This is a genomic window from Streptomyces sp. NPDC042638 (assembly GCF_040647235.1).
In the GTDB taxonomy this organism is placed as follows: domain Bacteria; phylum Actinomycetota; class Actinomycetes; order Streptomycetales; family Streptomycetaceae; genus Streptomyces; species Streptomyces rameus.
The window spans coordinates 46560-65498 of the sequence record NZ_JBEZBT010000018.1; the positions used below are offsets into that span (position 1 = coordinate 46560).

20 protein-coding genes are annotated in these 18939 nt (G+C 74.0%); 13 read left to right on the forward strand and 7 right to left on the reverse strand.

Features of this window, described 5'->3' with window-relative positions; translation table 11 throughout:
* From AB0B40_RS17060 to AB0B40_RS17080, 5 genes are all read left to right on the forward strand, one after another.
* On the forward strand, window positions 1-2014 hold a 2014-nt coding region (locus AB0B40_RS17060; RefSeq protein WP_362264268.1), incomplete at its 5' end, for a 4'-phosphopantetheinyl transferase superfamily protein.
* Entirely contained in the window at window positions 2011-2331 is a 321-nt protein-coding gene (locus tag AB0B40_RS17065; protein ID WP_362264270.1) for an acyl carrier protein, read from the forward strand. The genes AB0B40_RS17060 and AB0B40_RS17065, both read left to right, overlap by 4 nt.
* A gap of 3 nt (window positions 2332-2334) precedes the next feature.
* Window positions 2335-3135: an alpha/beta hydrolase gene (locus AB0B40_RS17070; RefSeq protein WP_345054147.1), complete on the forward strand. Its 801-nt coding sequence runs from the start codon at window positions 2335-2337 to the stop codon at window positions 3133-3135.
* Window positions 3132-4313, forward strand: coding sequence for a glycosyltransferase (locus AB0B40_RS17075; RefSeq protein WP_362264272.1), 1182 nt, complete (start codon window positions 3132-3134; stop codon window positions 4311-4313). The genes AB0B40_RS17070 and AB0B40_RS17075 overlap by 4 nt, the downstream gene beginning before the upstream one ends.
* Window positions 4310-5377, forward strand: a complete 1068-nt coding sequence (locus AB0B40_RS17080; protein WP_345054152.1) for a class I SAM-dependent methyltransferase — start codon at window positions 4310-4312, stop codon at window positions 5375-5377. Before AB0B40_RS17075 ends, AB0B40_RS17080 begins: the two co-directional genes overlap by 4 nt.
* Window positions 5378-5444: 67 nt before the next feature.
* Here the strand turns inward: AB0B40_RS17080 and AB0B40_RS17085 are convergent, their stop codons facing one another.
* The gene (locus AB0B40_RS17085; protein ID WP_362264274.1) at window positions 5445-6572 is read right to left on the reverse strand and encodes a lysylphosphatidylglycerol synthase transmembrane domain-containing protein; all 1128 of its coding nucleotides are present in this window, start codon (window positions 6570-6572) and stop codon (window positions 5445-5447) included.
* Window positions 6573-6830: 258 nt separating this feature from the next.
* Here AB0B40_RS17085 and AB0B40_RS17090 point away from each other — a divergent pair, with 258 nt between their 5' ends.
* Window positions 6831-7481 carry a DedA family protein gene (locus AB0B40_RS17090; RefSeq protein WP_345054157.1) on the forward strand — a complete coding sequence of 217 codons (651 nt, stop codon included), beginning with the start codon at window positions 6831-6833 and terminating at the stop codon, window positions 7479-7481.
* Window positions 7482-7555: 74 nt separating this feature from the next.
* Here AB0B40_RS17090 and AB0B40_RS17095 read toward each other — a convergent pair whose 3' ends face one another.
* Window positions 7556-8083 carry a gamma carbonic anhydrase family protein gene (locus AB0B40_RS17095; protein WP_362264276.1) on the reverse strand — a complete coding sequence of 176 codons (528 nt, stop codon included), beginning with the start codon at window positions 8081-8083 and terminating at the stop codon, window positions 7556-7558.
* A 108-nt stretch (window positions 8084-8191) separates the two neighbouring features.
* Here AB0B40_RS17095 and AB0B40_RS17100 point away from each other — a divergent pair, with 108 nt between their 5' ends.
* Complete coding sequence (locus AB0B40_RS17100; RefSeq protein ID WP_345054163.1) at window positions 8192-8956, forward strand: acyltransferase; 765 nt, start codon at window positions 8192-8194, stop codon at window positions 8954-8956.
* A gap of 31 nt (window positions 8957-8987) precedes the next feature.
* On the opposite strand, the gene AB0B40_RS17105 is transcribed toward AB0B40_RS17100, so the two are convergent.
* Entirely contained in the window at window positions 8988-9845 is an 858-nt protein-coding gene (locus AB0B40_RS17105; protein WP_345054165.1) for an EamA family transporter, read from the reverse strand.
* Between the two features lie 109 nt (window positions 9846-9954).
* Between AB0B40_RS17105 and AB0B40_RS17110 the strand changes: the two genes are divergently transcribed.
* Both AB0B40_RS17110 and AB0B40_RS17115 read left to right on the forward strand, forming a co-directional pair.
* A complete protein-coding gene (locus AB0B40_RS17110; protein WP_345054167.1) occupies window positions 9955-10527 on the forward strand; it encodes an XRE family transcriptional regulator in 573 nt (190 codons plus the stop codon).
* Window positions 10528-10570: 43 nt separating this feature from the next.
* Window positions 10571-11128, forward strand: coding sequence for a YbaK/EbsC family protein (locus AB0B40_RS17115; RefSeq protein ID WP_345054170.1), 558 nt, complete (start codon window positions 10571-10573; stop codon window positions 11126-11128).
* 2 nt (window positions 11129-11130) lie between these two features.
* Here AB0B40_RS17115 and AB0B40_RS17120 read toward each other — a convergent pair whose 3' ends face one another.
* Complete coding sequence (locus tag AB0B40_RS17120; RefSeq protein ID WP_362264279.1) at window positions 11131-12342, reverse strand: cation diffusion facilitator family transporter; 1212 nt, start codon at window positions 12340-12342, stop codon at window positions 11131-11133.
* Window positions 12343-12403: 61 nt separating this feature from the next.
* Between AB0B40_RS17120 and AB0B40_RS17125 the strand changes: the two genes are divergently transcribed.
* Complete coding sequence (locus AB0B40_RS17125; RefSeq protein WP_345054175.1) at window positions 12404-12751, forward strand: metalloregulator ArsR/SmtB family transcription factor; 348 nt, start codon at window positions 12404-12406, stop codon at window positions 12749-12751.
* Between the two features lie 19 nt (window positions 12752-12770).
* On the opposite strand, the gene AB0B40_RS17130 is transcribed toward AB0B40_RS17125, so the two are convergent.
* From AB0B40_RS17130 to AB0B40_RS17140, 3 genes are all read right to left on the reverse strand, one after another.
* Window positions 12771-13988 carry a 4-hydroxybenzoate 3-monooxygenase gene (locus AB0B40_RS17130; RefSeq protein ID WP_362264281.1) on the reverse strand — a complete coding sequence of 406 codons (1218 nt, stop codon included), beginning with the start codon at window positions 13986-13988 and terminating at the stop codon, window positions 12771-12773.
* Window positions 13989-14155: 167 nt separating this feature from the next.
* The gene (locus AB0B40_RS17135; RefSeq protein ID WP_345054180.1) at window positions 14156-15790 is read right to left on the reverse strand and encodes an APC family permease; all 1635 of its coding nucleotides are present in this window, start codon (window positions 15788-15790) and stop codon (window positions 14156-14158) included.
* A gap of 202 nt (window positions 15791-15992) precedes the next feature.
* Window positions 15993-16400 (reverse strand): CoA-binding protein, encoded by a 408-nt coding sequence (locus tag AB0B40_RS17140; protein ID WP_345054183.1) that lies wholly within the window; start codon window positions 16398-16400, stop codon window positions 15993-15995.
* Between the two features lie 142 nt (window positions 16401-16542).
* On the opposite strand from AB0B40_RS17140, the gene AB0B40_RS17145 reads away from it, so the two are divergent.
* The 3 genes from AB0B40_RS17145 to AB0B40_RS17155 are packed head-to-tail and all read left to right on the forward strand — an operon-like array spanning window position 16543 to window position 18780.
* Window positions 16543-17571, forward strand: a complete 1029-nt coding sequence (locus AB0B40_RS17145; RefSeq protein WP_362264283.1) for a hypothetical protein — start codon at window positions 16543-16545, stop codon at window positions 17569-17571.
* Window positions 17568-18107 (forward strand): histidine phosphatase family protein, encoded by a 540-nt coding sequence (locus AB0B40_RS17150; RefSeq protein ID WP_362264285.1) that lies wholly within the window; start codon window positions 17568-17570, stop codon window positions 18105-18107. Before AB0B40_RS17145 ends, AB0B40_RS17150 begins: the two co-directional genes overlap by 4 nt.
* A 46-nt stretch (window positions 18108-18153) precedes the next feature.
* A complete protein-coding gene (locus AB0B40_RS17155; RefSeq protein WP_362264287.1) occupies window positions 18154-18780 on the forward strand; it encodes a YigZ family protein in 627 nt (208 codons plus the stop codon).
* The last annotated feature ends 159 nt before the right edge of the window (window positions 18781-18939 follow it).

Consider the following 18939-nt stretch of genomic DNA (forward strand, 5'->3'; position numbering starts at 1 on the left):
TGCGGCGTTGGACGGCGTCGCTGCTCGCTCGGGTTCCGCCGCCGCGCTCGACGGCCTCGTCGCTCGCTCGGGTTCCGCCGCCGCGTTGGACGGCGTCGCTCCCCGCTCCGGTGTCGCCGCCGAGCTCGACGACCTCGCCCGGCGCCATCCGGCCGCGGCCGAGCTGGCCGCACTCCTGCGGGAGACTGCCCACACGGCGGCGGAGCTGATGGCCGCGAGCCACCGCCGCTCCGACGCCCCTACGACCCCCACATCTCCCGCCCCGGCCCCAGTCCCGGCGGGCGACGCCGTCCCCCCGCCCCCGCCCCGAACCCCCGCGGCCCCCGCCCCCGCCGTTCCCGGCTCCACCCCCCTCGGCACGCCCACCCCCACCCACACGCCCACCCCCATCCGCACGCCAGCTCCCACCCCCACCGCCACCCCCGCCAAGACGACCCTGCACGTCTCCCCCCACTCCATGCCCCACCTCCTCGACCACTGCTTCTTCCCGCAGCGTCACGGCTGGCCGGATCTCGAGGACCGCTGGCCGGTCGTGCCCGCCACGACGATCGTCCGGCACATGATGGACGCGGCGGAGCGCGCGGCCCCCGGTCTGCGAGCCGTCGCCGTGCACGGGGCCCGTTTCGAGCGCTGGCTCACCGCGACGCCACCCGTCGACGTCCCGGTCACCGTCACCCCGGCCCCCGAGCACCCGGACCGGGTCGCCGTCACCTTCGGACCCACCGCCCGCGCCGTGGTCGAACTCGCCCCGCACCACCCCCCGCCGCCCCCGCGCGGGCCCCTCCCGGACGGCCCCGAGCGCATCCCCGACCACACGGCCGCCCAGATTTACCGCGACCGCTGGATGTTCCACGGCCCGCGGTTCCAGGGCCTTACCGAGCTGACCGCGATCGGCGAGCGGCACATCCGCGGAGTGATCACCACCCCCGCGGCCCCCGGTGCCCTGCTCGACAACGTGGGCCAGCTGCTGGGCTACTGGATCATGGCGACCCGCACCGAGCGGACCGTCGTCTTCCCGGTGCAGCTGGGACAGGCGCGGTTCCACGGACCGCACCCGGACCCGGGCACCGAGGTGCGCTGTCTGCTGCGGATCACCGCCCTCACGGACACCGTGCTGGAGGCGGACGCGGAACTGACCGTCGGCGGCCGGGTCTGGGCGCGGCTGACCGGCTGGCAGGACCGCCGCTTCGACAACGACCCCACGACCCGGCCCGTCGAGCGATTCCCCGAGCGCCACACCCTCGCCAGCGCCATGCCCGGTGGCTGGGCGCTGGTGCACGAGCGGTGGCCGGACCTGGCCTCACGCGAACTGATCATGCGAAACTCGCTCGGAAGCGCGGAGCGCGCCGCCTACGCGCAGCGCCCGCCGCGCGGGCGCCGGCAGTGGCTGCTCGGCCGGATCGCGGTCAAGGACGCCGTGCGGCACCTGCTCTGGCAGCACGGCGAAGGGCCCGTCTTCCCGGCGGAGCTCCGGGTGGGCAACGACGAACTCGGCCGCCCCCGCGTCACCGGCGTGCACGGCCGCGTCCTGCCGCCGCTGGACGTCTCGCTCGCCCACCGGGCCGAGACGGGCGTGGCGATCGCACGGCCGCACCGCCCGGGCCCCGGTCCCGGTCCCGGGATCGACATCGAAGAGGTCACCGACCGCGGCCCGGCGACCCTCACCACCGCGCTCGGCCCGGCGGAACTGCGGCTCCTGCGCGAACTGTGCGCGGCCGGCGGCGATCCGGAGGCCGTGTGGTTCACCCGCTTCTGGGCCGCCAAGGAGGCGGTCGCCAAGGCCGAGGGTGACGGGCTCGGCGGCCGGCCCCGGGACTTCGCCGTGCTGGAGGCCGCTCCGGACGGCACCCGGCTGCTGGTCTCCGGCCGCCGGGAACGCGCCTACGCCGTGCACTGCGCCCCGGTGGCCAACCCGCCCGCCCTGCCCGCACGCGACTACGTGGTGGCCTGGACGACCGGGCCCGGAGCCGACGACGGACACCCCGACCCAGCAGCCGAGGAGTACGCCCGATGAACCCCACCCAGCCGGCCCCGGCGCAGCCCACCGCCGACACCGTGCTCGCCGAGATCGCCGGCATGCTCCGCACGGTGCTGGCGGAGTACGGCGACGACGACGTGGTGATCGGCATAACCACCAGCTTCAACCGCGACCTGGAACTGGAGAGCATCGACCTCGTCTCCCTGGCCGGCCTGCTGGAGGAGCGGTACGGACGGCGGGTCAACCTCGCCGAGTTCCTGGCCGGCATGGAGTTCGACGAGATCATCGAACTCACCGTCGGCCGGCTCGTGGAGTACGTGGTGTGGAGCCTGAAGACCACCCAGGCGGGCTGAGCCATGGCGATGGTCGACGCCGGCGGCATACGGCTGCACGTCCAGCGGACCGGCCCCACGGACGGCCGCGCCCCGCACTCCACCGTCGTCCTGGTGCACGGGCTGCTCACCGACAGCCTGGCCAGCTACTACTTCACCGTCGCGCCCCGGTTCGCGGCGGCCGGACTCGACGTCGTCATGTACGACCTGCGCGGCCACGGCCGCAGCGAGCGCCCGCCGCACGGCTACACCCTGGACCACAACATCGACGACCTGGCGGCGCTCCTCGACCGGCTGGACGTCACCGGGCCCGTCCACCTCGTCGGCAACTCCTACGGCGGCACCATCGCCTTCGGCTACGCGGCCCGCCACCCCGGCCGCGTGGCCGGCCTGACCCTGATCGAGTCGGAGCCGGCGACCGCCGCCTGGGCGGCCAAACTCGGCCGCATCCTGCGCCGGGTGGTCACCGAACTCGCCCACAACGAGGCGGACGCGCTCGCCTGGATCACCGCCCACCGCGGCCACAACACCGCACGCCTGGCCAAGGGCGCGGCCCGGCTCGTCCGCGAGACCACCCTGGGCACCGACATCCCCGCCAGCCGGGTGCTCACCGAGGCCCGGATCAGGGCCGTACGCTGCCCTGTCCTCGGCGTGTACGGCGGCGACTCGGACCTGGCCGGCCTGGTGCCGGTGCACCGGCGACTGCTGCCGGACTACCGGGCGGTCGTCCTGCCGGGACACGAGCACTCGGTCCTGGTCGAGGCGCCCGGCGCGGTCGGCGGCCACATCCTGGACCTGGTCCAGGCGGGGGCGGGCGTCCGGTGAGCGGCTTCCTCTTCGTCGTCCCGCCGCTGACCGGGCACGTCAACCCCGCCGTGGGCGTCGCCGCCCGGCTGGCCGCGCACGGGCACCGCGTGGCCTGGGCGTGCGCCGACCCGGCCCTGGTGCGGCGGCTCGCGGGCGCGGACGCCGAGGTGTTCGCGTGCGCGGGACCGGTGCCGGGCGCCCCGGACGCCGCACGGCCGCCGGACCTGCGGGGCGCGGAGGCGCTGCGGTTCCTGTGGGAGTGGTATCTGCTGCCGCTCGCCGACGCGATGGCGCCGGGTGTCGCCGCGGCCGTCGCCGCGGTCCGCCCGGACGTGGTCGTCGCCGACCAGCAGGCGTTCGCCGGCGCCCTGGTGGCCGAACGGCTCCGGCTGCCCTGGGCGACCTCGGCGACCACGTCCGCCGAGTTCAGCGGCGCCTACGACGGCCTGCCCAAGGTCGCCGACTGGCTCCGGGAGCGCCTGGCCGAGCTGCGCGCCCGGGTCGGCGACCCGGCCGGCACCGCCGACCCGCGCTTCTCGCCCCATCTGCTGCTGGCGTTCACCACCCCCGAACTGGTGGGCCCGCAGGCGCCGTTGGCGCCGCACATCCACTACGTCGGTCCGTCGCTCGCCGGCCGTCAGACCGGCCCGGACTTCCCCTGGGAATGGCTGGACCACGGCCGGGCCAAGGTGCTGGTGACCCTCGGCACGGCCAACGCCGACGCCGGCGGCCGGTTCCTCGCCGAGTCCCTGGCCGCGCTGCGGGGCCGTGCCGACCGGATCCAGGCGGTGATCGCCGACCCGGGCGGCACCCTGCCCGTGACGGCGGACGACAAGGACGTCCTCGTCCTGCCGTCCGTGCCTCAACTCCCGCTGCTGGAGCGGATGGACGCCGTCGTCTGCCACGCGGGGCACAACACCGTGTGCGAGGCGCTGTGGCACGGCATCCCACTCGTCGTCGCGCCGATCAGGGACGACCAGCCGGTGGTCGCCGGACAGGTCGTGGACTCCGGTGCGGGCCTGCGGGTCAGGTTCGGCCGGGTCACCGCGGCCCGGCTGGGCGAGGCCCTCGACACCGTCCTGCACGACCCCGCCCACCGGGCCGCCGCCGCCCGGATCCGTGCGGCGTTCCGCGCGGCGGGCGGCGCCCAGGCCGCGGCGGCCCACCTCCAACGACTGGCAGCGGAGAGCCGATGAGTGACGCCCGTGACAAGAAAGCCCGCATCGCCGCCCTGCGCCCCGGCTACCGGGCCGATCTGGACGCAGGCACCGACCGTTTCCTCGCGCCCCGGAGCACCGCCTGCCCCTGGTGCGCCTCCACCCGTCTCACCCCCCGCCTGCGCACCACCGACCTGCTCCAGCACAAGCCCGGCCGCTTCACCCTGGACGCCTGCGCCGACTGCGGCCACATCTTCCAGAACCCCCGACTGACCGCCGAGGGACTGGAGTTCTACTACCGGGACTTCTACGACGGCCTCGGTGAGCAGCGGATGAGCGGCACCTTCGGCGGGCGCGAGGCGATGTACCGGGGCCGCGCCGAGGCGATGCTGCCCCACGACCCCGCGCCCAAGACATGGCTGGACGTCGGCACCGGGCACGGCCACTTCTGCGCGGCCGCCCGCGGTGTGCTGCCCGGCACGGCCTTCGACGGGCTCGACTTCACCGACGGCGTGGAACTCGCCGCCCGGGAGGGCCGCGTCGACCACGCCTACCGCGGCGCCTTCCCCGGCCTGGCCCCCGAACTCGCCGCCCGCTACGACGTGGTGAGCATGTTCCACTACCTGGAGCACAGCACCGACCCCGACCGCGAACTGCGCGCCGCCCACGAGGCCCTGCGCCCCGGCGGCCACCTCCTCATCGAGGTACCGGACCCGCAGAGCCGCTACGCCCGGCTCCTCGGCCGCTGGTGGCTGCCCTGGCTCCAGCCGCAGCACCTGCACTTCATGCCGGTCGCGAACCTGCGCCGCCGGCTCACCGACCTCGGCTTCACGGTGGTCGCCGAGCAGCACGCCGAGGCGCACGACCCGGTCGACCTGCTCGCCGCGGTCTGGCTCGTGCTCGACCACACCGCCCCGCGCGACGACGCGCCCTGGCTCCCGGAACCGCCGGGCGCCCTCCGGCGCACCCTGCGCACCGCCCTGCTCCTGACGGGCGTCCCGGCCCTCCTCACCGCCACGCTCCTGGACCGCTTCGCGGTACGCCCCCTGTCCCACCGCCTGCACCTGTCCAACGCCTACCGTCTGGTGGCCCGCCGCACCTGACCGAGGTCACCGCGCAGCCCCCGCGAGGGCACCGCTCCCACGTCCGGGTCCCGCGGGGCGGGCGGGCTCACAGCACCTTCGCCCGGATCAGCCCCGACAACACCACCGCCCCGGGTACCAACGGCAGCCAGTCCGTCAGCGCCCGGTATCCGATCACCGTCGCCGTGGCCACCGCCGGCGAGGAGCCGAAGGCGACCAGCGTCCACACCAGCGCCGCGTCGACCGCGAACCCGCCCGGCGCGGGCACCGCCCCGACGGCCGTACCCGCCGCGAGACAGGCGAGCACCACCTGCTCCCACGGCAGCCCCAAGCCGAGGGCGGCCCCGACGCAGGCCAGCGTGCCCGCCTGCACCAGCGGCATCGCGACGGCCCCGCCCCACAGGGCCAGCACCCGGCACGGCCGGGTGTGCACCGCGCGTGCGTCGGCCAGGGCGGAGCGCAGCAGCCCGGTCACCGGCCGCCGCAACGGCCGTACGACCGTCAGCAGCACCCCCGTCAGCGCGAGCGCCCCGCCCACGACGGCGGCGAGCGGCACCAGCAGCCGGCCGTCCGGTACCAGGTCCCCCAGCCGCCGCCACGCCGGCGACGCCGCCAGGAACACCAGCAGCAGCACCGTCTTCGCGGTGGACTTGGCCAGCGAGTACAGCCCGATCGAGGCGGTCGCCCGCTCCGGCGGCACACCTTGACGGCGCAGAAAACGAAAGGTCACGGCGTGGGCGCCGAGGCCGCCGGGCAGCACATGGTTGGCGGCACCGGCGGCGAACTGCGAGGCCAGCAGCAGCCCTGGCGGCAGCGGGTCGGGCAGGGCGCCCTGCCGGACGCAGGAGGCGGCCACCCAGGTCAGACAGGTGCAGCCGGCTCCGGCCAGCAGCCACCGTGGATCGGCCGCGACCAGCCGCCGGACCCCTTCGTACACGACGGGCCGGTTGGCCATCGCCCAGCCGCCGGCGAGCAGCAGGGGAGCCAGGCACAGCACCAGCCGCACCGGCCGGCCCGGCACGCGGGCCGCCGGCCGGACCGGCATCCGGGAGCCGGGAGCGGGGGATCCGGGGGCGACGGAGCCGGAACCGGGGCAGCCCTCAGCGGGGGCGGGAGCGGGGGAGCCGGAACCGGGGGCGGGGGTCTCGGGACGGGCGGCGCAGGAGGCCGGGCTGGGAGGCGGGGGCAGCGAGCGGGACGGGGACAGTGAGGACACGGGGACGTCGTCCTTCCGTGGCGGGCCCCACGGCGGGACCTGGGGGAAGCGGGCCGGGCGATACCGCGTGGGAGCCTTCCCCTCCCGCATGACACGGGGATGTCCGAGAACGTAAGGGGCGGGGGCGGGACGGTGCCGCCGGGCGGGCGCGAGCGGGCAGCCGTTCACCGCCGACCAGGTAGCCTTCCCTTGGGGCGCCCTTTGCATGCGGCGGTCCGGAAAGCCGGAGCAAGGCCAGCGACAGGGGAGGAACCGGCGGTGCACGTCCAGGAATGGCTCGACTCGGTGCCTGCGGTCGCCGTCTACGCCCTGGTGGCCCTGGTGATCGGTCTGGAGAGCCTGGGCATCCCGCTGCCGGGCGAGATCATCCTGATCTCCGCGGCGCTGATGTCCTCCCAGCACTCGGGCGTCAACCCGGTCGTCCTCGGCGCGTGCGCGACCGCCGGCGCGGTGATCGGCGACTCCATCGGTTACGCCATCGGCCGCAAGGGCGGACGCCCGCTGCTGGCCTGGCTCGGCGGGAAGTTCCCACGCCACTTCAGCGCGGGGCACGTGGCCACCGCCGAGCGGTCCTTCGAGAAGTGGGGCATGTGGGCGGTCTTCTTCGGCCGCTTCGTCGCCCTCCTGCGCATCTTCGCCGGCCCCCTCGCGGGCGTCCTGCACATGCCGTACTGGAAGTTCCTGACCGCCAACGTGCTCGGCGGCATCTGCTGGGCCGGCGGCACCACGGCCGTCATCTACTACGTCGGCATCGTCGCCGAGGACTGGCTCAAGCGCTTCTCCTACCTGGGGCTGGCGGTGGCGGTGCTGATCGGCCTCGCCTCGATGCTGCTCCTCAGGCGCAAGGCGAAGAAGGCCCAGGCCCAGACGGTGGAACCTGACCCGGAACCGGTCGGCGCGGGGGAGTAGCACCACCTCCGCACCGGTGGGCGGCCCCGCCGCGCGACCGACCGCCGCGGTCCCGCCCCCGCCGGACGGCCGGCCTACCCGTGCACCTCGCGGTGCGCCTTGGCCAGATCCGCGTACAGCGTGCCGTTGAGCGTGACCCCCTGCCGCTCCTCCTCGGAGAGGGGCCGCTTCACCTTCGCCGGCACCCCCGCCACCAGCGACCCCGGCGGCACCACCATCCCCTGCGGAACCAGCGCCTGGGCCGCGACCAGCGATCCCGCCCCGATCACCGCCCCGTTCAGCACGGTCGCCCCCATCCCGATGAGGCAGTCGTCCGCCACGGTCGCCCCGTGCACCACCGCGTTGTGCCCGATCGACACCCGCTCGCCGACCGTGACCGGGAACCCGGGATCGGCGTGCAGCGTGACGTTGTCCTGGACATTGGCCTGCGCCCCGACGGTGATCTTCTCGATGTCCCCGCGCACGACCGCCCCGTACCAGACACTGGCCCCCGCGTGCAGCGTGACGTCACCGATCACGGACGCCGTGGGTGCGACGAACGCCTCCGGATCGACCTGCGGCTCCTTGCCCCCGATACCCACGACCAGCGCCTTCCGCGTCATCACCGTCTCCTCGTGTCGTCAGTACCCGGCACGGTACGACATCGGATGGGGCAAAGATCACAGCAGCCCGCCCTCTCGCCGCAGGCGACCGATGAGTAACGTGACCCCGTGCCGAAGCGCAAGAACACGTTCTCATCCTGGCGACGCCGCCTGATGCAGCGTGCCGTCCACACGGGCTGGTCGTGGGCGCAGCGCGCGGGTTCGGTGACGGCCGAGCACCCCGGCCGCTTCCGCTTCGGCTCGATCGGCGAGGCCACCCGGCTCTCCTTCCCGCTCGGCACGGTCTTCGGCGAGCCGTGGATCCGGCTGGGCTCCTACTGCATCATCGCCGAGCAGGTCACCCTCACCGCGGGCCTGATGCCCGATCTGGACCTCGGCCCCGACCCGATCCTGTCCATCGGCGACGGCGTGGTCCTCGGCCGCGGCAGCCATGTCATCGCGGACACGACGGTCACCATCGGCAGCGACTGCTACTTCGGCCCGTACGTCTACGTCACCTCCACCAACCACTCCTACGACGACCCGCACCAGCCCATCGGCAAGCAGTGGCCGCGGATGGAGCCGGTCGAGATCGGCCCGGGCTGCTGGATCGGCACCGGGGCGGTGATCCTGCCGGGCGCGCGGATCGGCCGGAACGTGGTCGTGGCGGCCGGCGCGGTGGTCCGGGGCACGGTGCCCGACCACGCGGTGGTGGCGGGGGCGCCCGCCAGGGTCGTACGGCGCTGGACGCCCGAGGGAGGCTGGCAGCCGCCGCTGCGGACCCCCGCGCCCGTGCCGATCCCGGACGGCATGACCCCGAAGCAGCTGCGGGCGCTGGCGGACCTGGACGAGGACGCGGTGGCGCGGCTCGCCGCCCTGGAGCCCGACGGCTGACACGACGACCTGCGTGCCCCGCCGAGGCGGATCAGCCGGTCGCCAGCAGTAGTGTGCCCAGCAGGGCCAGTCCCGCTCCCGCCGCCTGGATCGCGCGCAGCCGCTCGCTCAGTACGCCGCGCGCGGCCAGCGTGGTCACCACCGGATACAGCGAGGCGAGCACGGCGGCGACGGTGACCGGACCGCTGCGGGCGGCGATCGCGTACGTGCCGTTGGCCGCCACGTCGGCCAGCCCGACGAAGGCCAGCGCCGGCATCGAGGACCAGGGGAAGCCGCCGTCCGGCAGAGCGGCACCGCCGCGCCGGACCGAGACGGCGAGCGCGGTCCCGCCCACCGCGACATTGGTCAGCCGCTGTACGAACAACGCGAGGAACAGGCCGGTGACGTCGGTGGAAGCCTCCGTGATCAGCGCGAACACGGTGCCGAAGCCGAGCGCGGCGACCAGCGTGAGCAGGATCGCCCGCCGCTGCACGGCCGCGCCCCGCAGTTGCGGTCCGCCGGCCAGGACGACCCCGGTGACGGCGACGGCGATCCCCGCGACCTGGAGCAGCCCCGGCCGTTCGCCGAGGACCAGCCCGACGCCGACGGGCACGGCGACACTCAGCGTGGCGAGCGGCGAGACCACGCCCATCGGGCCGAGCGCGAGCGCCTGGTAGAAGGAGAGGAGGGCCACCGGCCCCACGACGCCCGCCGCGAACGCGAACCAGAGCCGGGGACCGGCCTCGCTCCAGCCGCCCGTGGCGAGCACGATCGCGCCCAGGACGACCGCCGCGATCGACTGCGAGACGACCACCACGGTCAGCGCCGGGGTGCGCCGGGTCAGCAGTCCGCCGCCGAAGTCGGCCAGCCCCCACAGGAGGCTGGTGGTCAGGGCGAAGAGTGCTGTCACGGCCGGCCTCGCAGTACAGTTCGGTGAACGATCGGGTGCATCTCACCGTAGTTCGGTGGATTGAACTCCACCATTTAAAATTTTGAACTTCCCGAATATTGGACACCACGTGTCGGACCTCGAACTCCTGACCCAGTCGCTGGCGCGCAACGTCAAGCACTGGCGCTCGGTGCGCGGCTTCACGCTGGACGCGCTCGCCGCCCGGGCCGGTGTGAGCCGCGGCATGCTCATCCAGATCGAGCAGGCCCGCACCAACCCCAGCATCGGCACGGTCGTCAAGATCGGCGACGCGCTCGGTGTCAGCGTCACCACGCTCCTGGACTACGAGCAGGGCCCCAGGGTCCGCGTCGTCCCCGCCGAGCGGGCCGTACGGCTGTGGCACACGGAGGCGGGCAGCTTCAGCCGGCTGCTGGCCGGCACGGAGGCCCCCGGTCCGCTGGAGTTGTGGGACTGGCGGCTGATGCCGGGGGAGAGCAGCCCCTCCGAGCCGCACCCCGGCGGCACCGTCGAACTGGTCCATGTCACCGCGGGCGAGCTGACCCTCACCGTGGAGGGCACGGACTACCGCGTCCCGGCGGGCGCGAGCGCCTCCTTCGAGGCCAACGTCCCCCACCTGTACGGCAACCAGGGCGAGGTGCCGATGGAGATGGTGATGGCCGTGTCCGTACCGCCCGTGCCGTGAGACGCCGGTTCGGCGGCCGCACGGGTCTTGCTAGCGTGCGGCCATGCGCGCACCCATCGGAGACTTCGACACCGCCACCCCCGCCCGGGACTGCCTGGACGAGCTGACCGCTCCCGTCGCCGACGCCGTACGCGACTGGCGGGGTGCCGTCCCGGCCGAGACGATCCTGTTCGTCGACACCGAGCCGCAGTGGGCCGACACGGCCGTCTTCGTCGAGCACTACGGCCGTGAGCTGCTGGAGCGGTCGGCGAACTGTGTGGTCGTCGCGGGCAGGCGGGCCGGTGAGACCACGCTGGCCGCCTGTGTGGTGCTCTCCACCACCCGGGCCGACGTCAACGGGGCCGTGCGGCGCCAACTGGGCGCGCGCAAGGCGTCGTTCGCCTCGATGGAGACGGCGACCGGCGAGACCGGCATGGAGTACGGCGGCATCACCCCGATCGGGCTGCCCACGGGCTGGCCGGTGCTGGTGGACTCGGCCGTCGTCGACCTCCCCTACGTCCTGGTCGGCAGCGGACGCCGGCGCGGCAAGCTGCTGGTACCGGGCAAGGCGTTCGCGGAACTGCCGGGCGCGGTGGTGCTGGAGGGACTGGGCCTCGCCTGACCTCACGCCGCCGTGTGGTGGGCCAGTGCCAGATGCGGGTCCGACTCGCCCGGCGCCGGTGCGGGGTCGGCGTGCACCAGGGCGGCGGTCAGCCGCGGCAGCGCGTGCAGCAGGGCGTGTTCGGCCTCGACGGCGATCGCGTGGGCCTGCCGGACCGTCGCCTCGCCGTCCACCACCACCGCGAGCTCGGCCCGCAGCCGGTGCCCGATCCAGCGCAGCCGCAGCTCGCCCACCTCCCGCACCCCCGGCACCTGGCGTACCGCCCGTTCGGCCCGGTCCACCAGCGCGGGGTCGACGGCGTCCAGTACCCGCCGGAACACCTCGCGCGCCGCGTCCCGCAGCACCAGGACGATCGCGGCCGTGATCGCCAGCCCGACGACCGGGTCGGCCAGGCGCCACCCCAGCGCCGAGCCGCCGGCACCCAGCAGCACGGCCAGCGAGGTGAAGCCGTCGGTGCGGGCGTGCAGCCCGTCGGCGACGAGCGCGGCCGAGCCGATCTCCCGGCCCACCCGGATCCGGTACCGGGCCACCCACTCGTTGCCGGCGAAGCCGAGCAGCGCGGCCACCGCGACCACCGGCACCTGCGCGACCGGGCGCGGGTCGAGCAGCCGCCCTACGGCCGCCCAGGCGGTGAAGGCCGCGGACGCGGCGATGGTCAGCACGACGACGAGCCCCGCGAGATCCTCCGCACGGCCGTACCCGTAGGTGAACCGACGGGTCGCCGCCCGCCGCCCCAGGACGAAGGCGATGCCGAGAGGCACGGCGGTCAGCGCGTCGGCCGCGTTGTGCACCGTGTCCCCGAGCAGCGCCACCGACCCGGAGACGGCCACGACGAGACCCTGCGCCAGCGCGGTCGTCCCCAGTACGGCCAGCGACACCCAGAGCGCACGCATGCCGCGCGCCGAGGACTCCAGCGCCGGGTCCAGCTTGTCGGCGGTCTCGTGGAAGTGCGGGGTGAGGAGATGGGTGAGGCGGCTGAGGCCGGTGAGGCCGGTGAGGCCGGTGAGGCCGGTGAGGCGGCGGGCGAGGCCGTGGCGCGGAACGCGGGCGTGCCCCTGCCCGTGCTCGCCCTGCGCGTGCCCGTGCTCGCCCTGCCCGTGCCCGTGCCCGTGCTCGTGCCGGCCCTGCGCGTGCCTGTGCTCGTCACCGCCGTCCCCGGGTCCGTGGCGGTGTCCGTGCCGGTGTCCGTGCTGACGGGGGTGCGGGTCGCTCACGTCGATCCCCTTCCGGTGGCCGGGAGTGGACGCGCGGCGCCCACGGAGCCATTATGTGCGTATGAGCGCACGCATGCACCTGTCACCTGCGCAGCATGCGCACCCGCGCAACCCGGGCGAGGAGCAGTTCGCCGTGGCCGCGGAGCTCCTCTCCCTGCTGGGCGACCGCACCCGGCTCGCCCTGCTGCACGCCCTGACGGCGGGTGAGGCCGACGTCACCACGCTCACCGGGGCGTGCGGCGCCGCACGCCCGGCCGTCAGCCAGCACCTGGCCCGGCTGCGGCTCGCCGGTCTGGTGGACACCCGCAAGGAGGGCCGGAGGGTGATCTACTCACTGCCTCACGGGCACCTGCGGCGGCTGGTCGAGGAGGCCCTGAAGACCGCGGACCACCGCCTCGCCGAACGCTGAACCGGGCACGGCCCTGCCCTCAGTACCCGCCGGCCGTCCCGAGGTACTGCTCGGCGAAGGCCGCCGCCGCGAGGGGTGAGGAGAACAGCCGGCGCAGCCGGGCCAGCGTGGTGCCGGCGCGGTACGGATCGTCATGGGAGATGCCGTGGTAGATCTCGGAGAGCCACTCCGAGAACTCCTGGTAGTCCCACACCCGGCGCAGGCATGCCTCCGAGTAGCCGTCCAGGCCCCGGCTGTCGCCCTTGGCCAGATGCGCGACGAGAGCGTCACCGAGCAGGAACGCGTCGTTCAGGGCGAGGTTCATGCCCTTCGCGGCGATCGGCGCGACGAGGTGCGCGGCGTCACCGGCCAGGAAGAGGCGGCCGAACACCATCGGTTCCACCACGTAGTTGTGCATGTCCAGCACACGCTTCTCCAGCAGCGGCCCCTCCGTCAGCGGCGGCCGGCCCGCCGCGCGCAGGCGCTGCTGGAGCTCCGCCCAGACCCTGGCCTCGGGCCAGTTGTCCGGGTCGTCGCCGGGCGGGCACTGGAGGTAGTAGCGGGTCACCTCGGGGCTGCGGGGCATGTGCCCGGCGAACCCGCCCGCGTGCATACCGAACAGTACGCAGTCCGCCGACGGCGGGGCCTCGGCCAGGAGCGCCAGCCAGCCGATGCCGTAATCGTGCCGGGACGTCCGCGCCCACGGCGGCAGCGCGGCCCGGGCCGCCCCGCGGGCGCCGTCGCAGCCGGCCACGAAGTCGCAGTGGACCAGTTGCCGTTCGCCGGTTTCCGGGTCGGTGTACGAGACGGTCGGCCGGTCCGAGTCCATGTCGTGCAGGCGTACGTCCCGCACGCCGAAGCGGATCTCCCCGCCGCGCACGTCGGCGTACTCGCGCACGAGATCGGTCACGAGCAGGGGCTGGGGGTAGATCCAGTGGTGACGTCCCGTCAGCTCCTGGTAGGGCAGGCGGTACCCGCGGCCCTCGAAGCGGAACTCGCACACGGAGTGCCGCTCGGCGCGCTCCAGCAGACGGCCGCCCAGCCCGCGCTGTTCGAGGCCGCGTACGGCCCATTCCTCGATGACCCCGGCGCGTGGCCGCTGTTGGATGAACTCCCGGCTCTCGGCCTCCAGGACCAGGCAGTCGACGCCGGCGGCCCGCAGGATGTTGCCGACGGTCAGACCGGCCGGCCCGGCGCCCACGACGACGACCGGAAAGCGGGCAGGGGAAGGCGGGTTGAGGTGGGGGGAAGACGTCACGCGAGCATTATGACGGTGTCCCGTCAGGCCGCAGTTCGACGGTGTCCCGTCAGACCGTGGCACACGGTGTCCGTCGGGCCGTAGTACGACGGTGTCCCGTCGGGCCGTAATACGACGGTGTCCCGTCGGCCGGGCCGACGGGACACCGTTCTGTTCGCGGGAGCGGGTCAGTGTGCGGGCATGTCCGTCACCACGACCTCGTCGATGCTGCGCTCGATCGCCTCGGGCTCCGACGCGGTGGCCTTGGCCCAGTAGTAGATGCCGAGGGAGAAGACCGCCACGACCAGGATGTCCCACCACAGCGGGATGGTGCCCCGGCCGCCGAAGCCGCCCAGCCAGGAGATCACACCCAGGCCGGCGAGGTAGGCGGGCAGCCACTGCGCGGCCCTGAAGTCCAGCCGGGGCGCGTCCGGCAGCCGCTTGGCCGTGGCGTACCAGGCGTAAGAGCCGAGGAGTACGTAGCCGAGCAGGATCGCGAAGCCCAGGCGCCACAGGGTGTCCCAGCCGGCCCAGTAGATGATCAGGTTGGCGACCACGAACGACAGCGGCGAGATGAATTTGCCGCCGGGCAGCCGGTACGGGCGGTCGTGGTGCGGCAGCCGGTCGGCGAAGACGCCGTAGGCCAGCGGCGCGCCCGCGTACATCAGCACGCTCGCCGAGGTGATGAAGCCGACCAGCTCCTGCCAGCTCGGGAACGGCAGGAAGCAGACCACGCCGGTGACGAACGACATGATGAGGCCGAACCACGGCACGCCGCGCTTGTCGGTCTTGGCGAACGCCTTGGGCGCGTAGCCGTTCTTGGCCAGGCCGAAGGAGACCCGCGAGGTGGCGGTGGTGTAGATCAGGCCGGTGCCGCCGGGGGAGATGATCGCGTCGACGTAGAGCACCCAGCCCAGCCAGCCGAGACCCACCAGGGTCGCCAGGCCCGCCCAGGGACCGCTGATCCCGGCGTAGTCCAGCTTGGCCCAGCCGTGCGCGAAGGTGGCGTGCGGCAGCGCGGCGATGAAGACGACCTGGAGCAGGATGTAGATCACGGCGCCGATCGCCACCGAGCCGAGGGTCGCCCGCGGCAGGTCGCGCTTGGGGTTGCGGCTCTCGCCCGCCAGCTGGATGGCCTGCTCGAAGCCGAGCAGCGCGAAGATGATGCCGCTGGAGCTGATGGCGCCCAGGATGCCCTTGGCACCGAAGGGCGCGAAGCCCATCGAGGTGAAGTTGCCGGCGTGGAAGTTGCCGGCGGCGATGACGAAGATCGCCCCGAGCGGGACGGCGATCTTCCACCAGGTGGCGGCGCTGTTGGTGTGCGCCAGGGCGCGGACGCCGAAGAAGTTGACGCCGACGAAGACCGCCATCAGGAACACGGCCGTGAGGAAGCCGCTGACCGTCAGTGTCCCGTCGGTGTGCTGCAGGCTCTGGGCCCACTTCCAGTGGGCGGCGTAGCCGATCATGGCCTCGACCTCGATCGGGGCCACGGTGGCCGCCTGCAGCCAGGCGAACCAGCCGAAGGACATACCGGCCAGGCCACCGAAGGCGTAGTGCGGGTAGCGGGCGGTGCCGCCCGCCACCGGGAACATGCCGCCGAGCTCGGCGTGCACCAGTGCCAGCAGCACGATCGCGACCGCGCCGATCACCCACGAGATGATCGCCGCGGGGCCGGCCACCACGACCGCCTTCTCGGCGCCGTAGAGCCAGCCCGAGCCGATGATGGAGCCCACGGAGGCCCACATCAGGCCGATGAGCCCGACATCCCGGCGCAGGCCGCCGGACTCCGTCTTGGCCTGTGGCAAGGCGTCGACTTTCGCCATGTCAAGTGGCCTCTCAGTTCATGAACGCAGAATTAACGAGCGGGGAGGCCACAGGCTAGGAAGGTTTTCCGTCTCGGCAAAAGAGTGTTTTCCAAAGCTTGACCCGGGATCTTGCCTGTCTTGGCTACAGACTTCCCACAGGTCAGACGGGTCGGAAGAATGTCAACATTCAGCGGAGAATTGTGATGAAGAAGAAGAGACACTAGCTCAGGCGTGGAATTTCGATCGCCGGGCACCGGTCCATGACCATCTCCAGCCCCGCCGCCCGGGTCCGTTCGTAGGCGGCCTCGTCGACGACCCCCAGCTGGAACCACACCGCTCGCGCGCCCTGCGACACGGCCTCGTCCGCCACCGCGCCGGCCAGGCGGCCGTTCACGAACACGTCGACCACGTCCACCGCGAAGGGGATGTCCGCGAGAGAGGCGTAGCCGCGCTCGCCGTGCACCGTCTCGGCCTTGGGGTGCACCGGTACGATCCGCTTGCCGAACCGCTGCAGCACCTGTGCCACTCCGTAGGCGGCCCGGCCGCGGTTGGAGGACAGGCCGACCACCGCCCAGGTGTCGCCCAGCTCGGTCAGGATCTTGCGGACCGTCGCCTCGTCGCCGTACATCGGGTGCCTCCTCGGGCCGTGGGGAACTGTGTGGCAGGGCAACATCACCTCGGTGGGTGCGGATTCCCGCCGTACCCCGCCACGCTGTCCGGAATCGGTGCAAGCCGCTGCATACGGCCGTCCGCGCGCCTACGCTCACCCCGTGCTGTGCATCCTCGACGCCCGAACCGGTGAGCCCGTCCCCGCCGCGCCCGCCCGCCGCGGCCTGACCCGCATCGAGGCCCACGCCTCCGGCCTCGACCCGACGGCCCTGCGGGTGCTGCTCACCGCCGACCTGCTCGTCCGTGCCCTGGAACTGGGCGGTACCCCGGTCTGGACGATCCTCACGGCACCCCGTGACCAGCCCGAACTGTGCACGGCCGCCACCCGGCTCGCCATCCGCCCCTTCGAGGACGGCCGCGACCTCGCCTCCGGACTCGGGGACGCCCAGGCCATCCACGTGGCCCAGCGAGGCTACGAGGACACGCCGGGGGAGGGACCGGTGGTGGCGGTGGCCCCGGCGCAGTGGGCGGAAGCGGCGCAGGCAGGGCCCGGCGGGGAGACCGGTAGGCCGGGCGAGGGGACCGGTAGGGCCGGCGAGGGGACCGGTAGGCCCGGCGAGGAGAGCAGGAGGGCCGGTGGGGGGAGGGCAAGGCCCGGCGAGGAGGCCGGGACGGTCGGCGGTGCGCCGGAGGAGAGACCCGGCGCCGCCGCCGGCGGGCCGTCCGCTCCCGGGCTTGTCCCGGACACCGTGGCGGATCCCGCCACCGCCACCGCCCCCTCCGCCCCCTCCGCCCCCTCCGGCCCCTCCGTGCTCGCGTCCGGCTCCTCCGTGCTCGCGGCACTCCTCTCCGATCCCGCCGCCCTGCGCCTCGCCCTGCTCGCCGTGCCGCGGAGCCGACCCGTGCGGTTGGACGCCGCCACGCTGGACGACGCCGCGCGGAGCCTCGCCCGGTGGCGGCGGGCCGTGGCCGGCTGGGCCCGGCAGCCGTCGCGGCCGGTTCCCGGCGAGGTGCGCGAGCGGCTGCGTGCCGCCTGGGACGACGACCTGGACCTGCCTGCGGTGCTCGGCGTACTGCGTGACGTGGAGAGCGCGCCCGGCATTCCGGACGGCGCCCGCTTCGAGACCTACGCCTATGCCGACCGCCTGCTCGCCCTGGACCTCCTGCGCGACCTCGGGAACCCCGCGTGAACGAGGCGGCCGGCACCGGTCCGCTGCGCCGGCTGGTGGTGCTGCGGCACGCCAAGTCCGCCTGGCCCGCGGGAGTCGACGACCACCGCAGACCGCTCGCCCCGCGCGGACTGCGAGACGCCCCGGCCGCCGGACGCGCCCTCGCCGCCGGCTCCCTGCCCGACCTCGCCCTGTGCTCCACCGCCGTACGCGCCCGCCGTACCTGGGAGCTGGTCTCCGCCGAGTGGGCCACTCCGCCGCCGGTGCACTACGACCGGCGGCTGTACGCGGCCGACGTGGCGGACCTGCTGGAGGTCGTGCACGAGGTGCCGGCGGACGTGCGGACGCTGCTGCTGGTCGGGCACAACCCCGGCCTGGAGGAGCTGGTGCGGGCGCTGGCCGCCGACGGCCTCGACGACACGCTGGACCGGGTGCGGGAGAAGTTCCCGACCTCCGCGATCGCCGTGCTCACCTGGCACGGCGCCGGCTGGCCGGCGCTCACCCCGGGCGCCGCCCTGCTCACCTCCTTCACGGTCCCGCGCGGCAAGAAGCGGTAGGAAAAGCCGACCGGGAGGCGTCCTGGTGTTCACATAGGCTGGCGGGATGCAGGACGAGTACCGCACAGTGGCCCGCGCGGGCGTGCACGAGACCGAGATCAACCGCTCCCGCTTCCTGTGCGCCCTCGCCCCGGCCGCCACCGAGCGGGAGGCCCAGGACTTCATCGCCGCCGTGCGCAGGGAACACGCCGACGCCACCCACAACTGCTGGGCGTACGTGATCGGCGCCGACGCCTCCGTGCAGAAGGCCAACGACGACGGTGAACCGGGCGGCACCGCCGGCGTGCCCATGCTCCAGATGCTGCTGCGCCGCGACATGCGGTACGTGGTCGCCGTCGTCACCCGCTACTACGGCGGTGTCAAGCTGGGCGCGGGCGGACTCATCCGCGCGTACGGCGGCTCGGTCGGCGAGGCGCTGGACGCGCTCGGCACGATCGTCAGGCGCCGCTTCCGGCTGGCCACGGTGACCGTCGACCACCAGCGGGCGGGCAAGGTCCAGAACGACCTGCGCGCGACCGGACGTGAGGTGCGGGACGTCCGGTACGGCGAGGAGGTCACCCTCGAGATCGGTCTGCCGGACGCCGACGTGGACGCCTTCCGTGCCTGGCTCGCCGATGTGACGGCGGGCACGGCCGGCTTCGAACTGGGCGGCGAAGCCTACGGAGACGCCTGAAGACCGCCACGAACCGGACATAACAGGCATTGCTCATGCGGCTCGTGACAGTCGATGGGGAGTCGACGGGGGTCGACGGGGGGTCGATGCAGGGGCGGCGGAGGGGTCGGTGGACGGTCGATGCGGGAGTAACCGACCGGGATGTCAGACCCGGCCGTT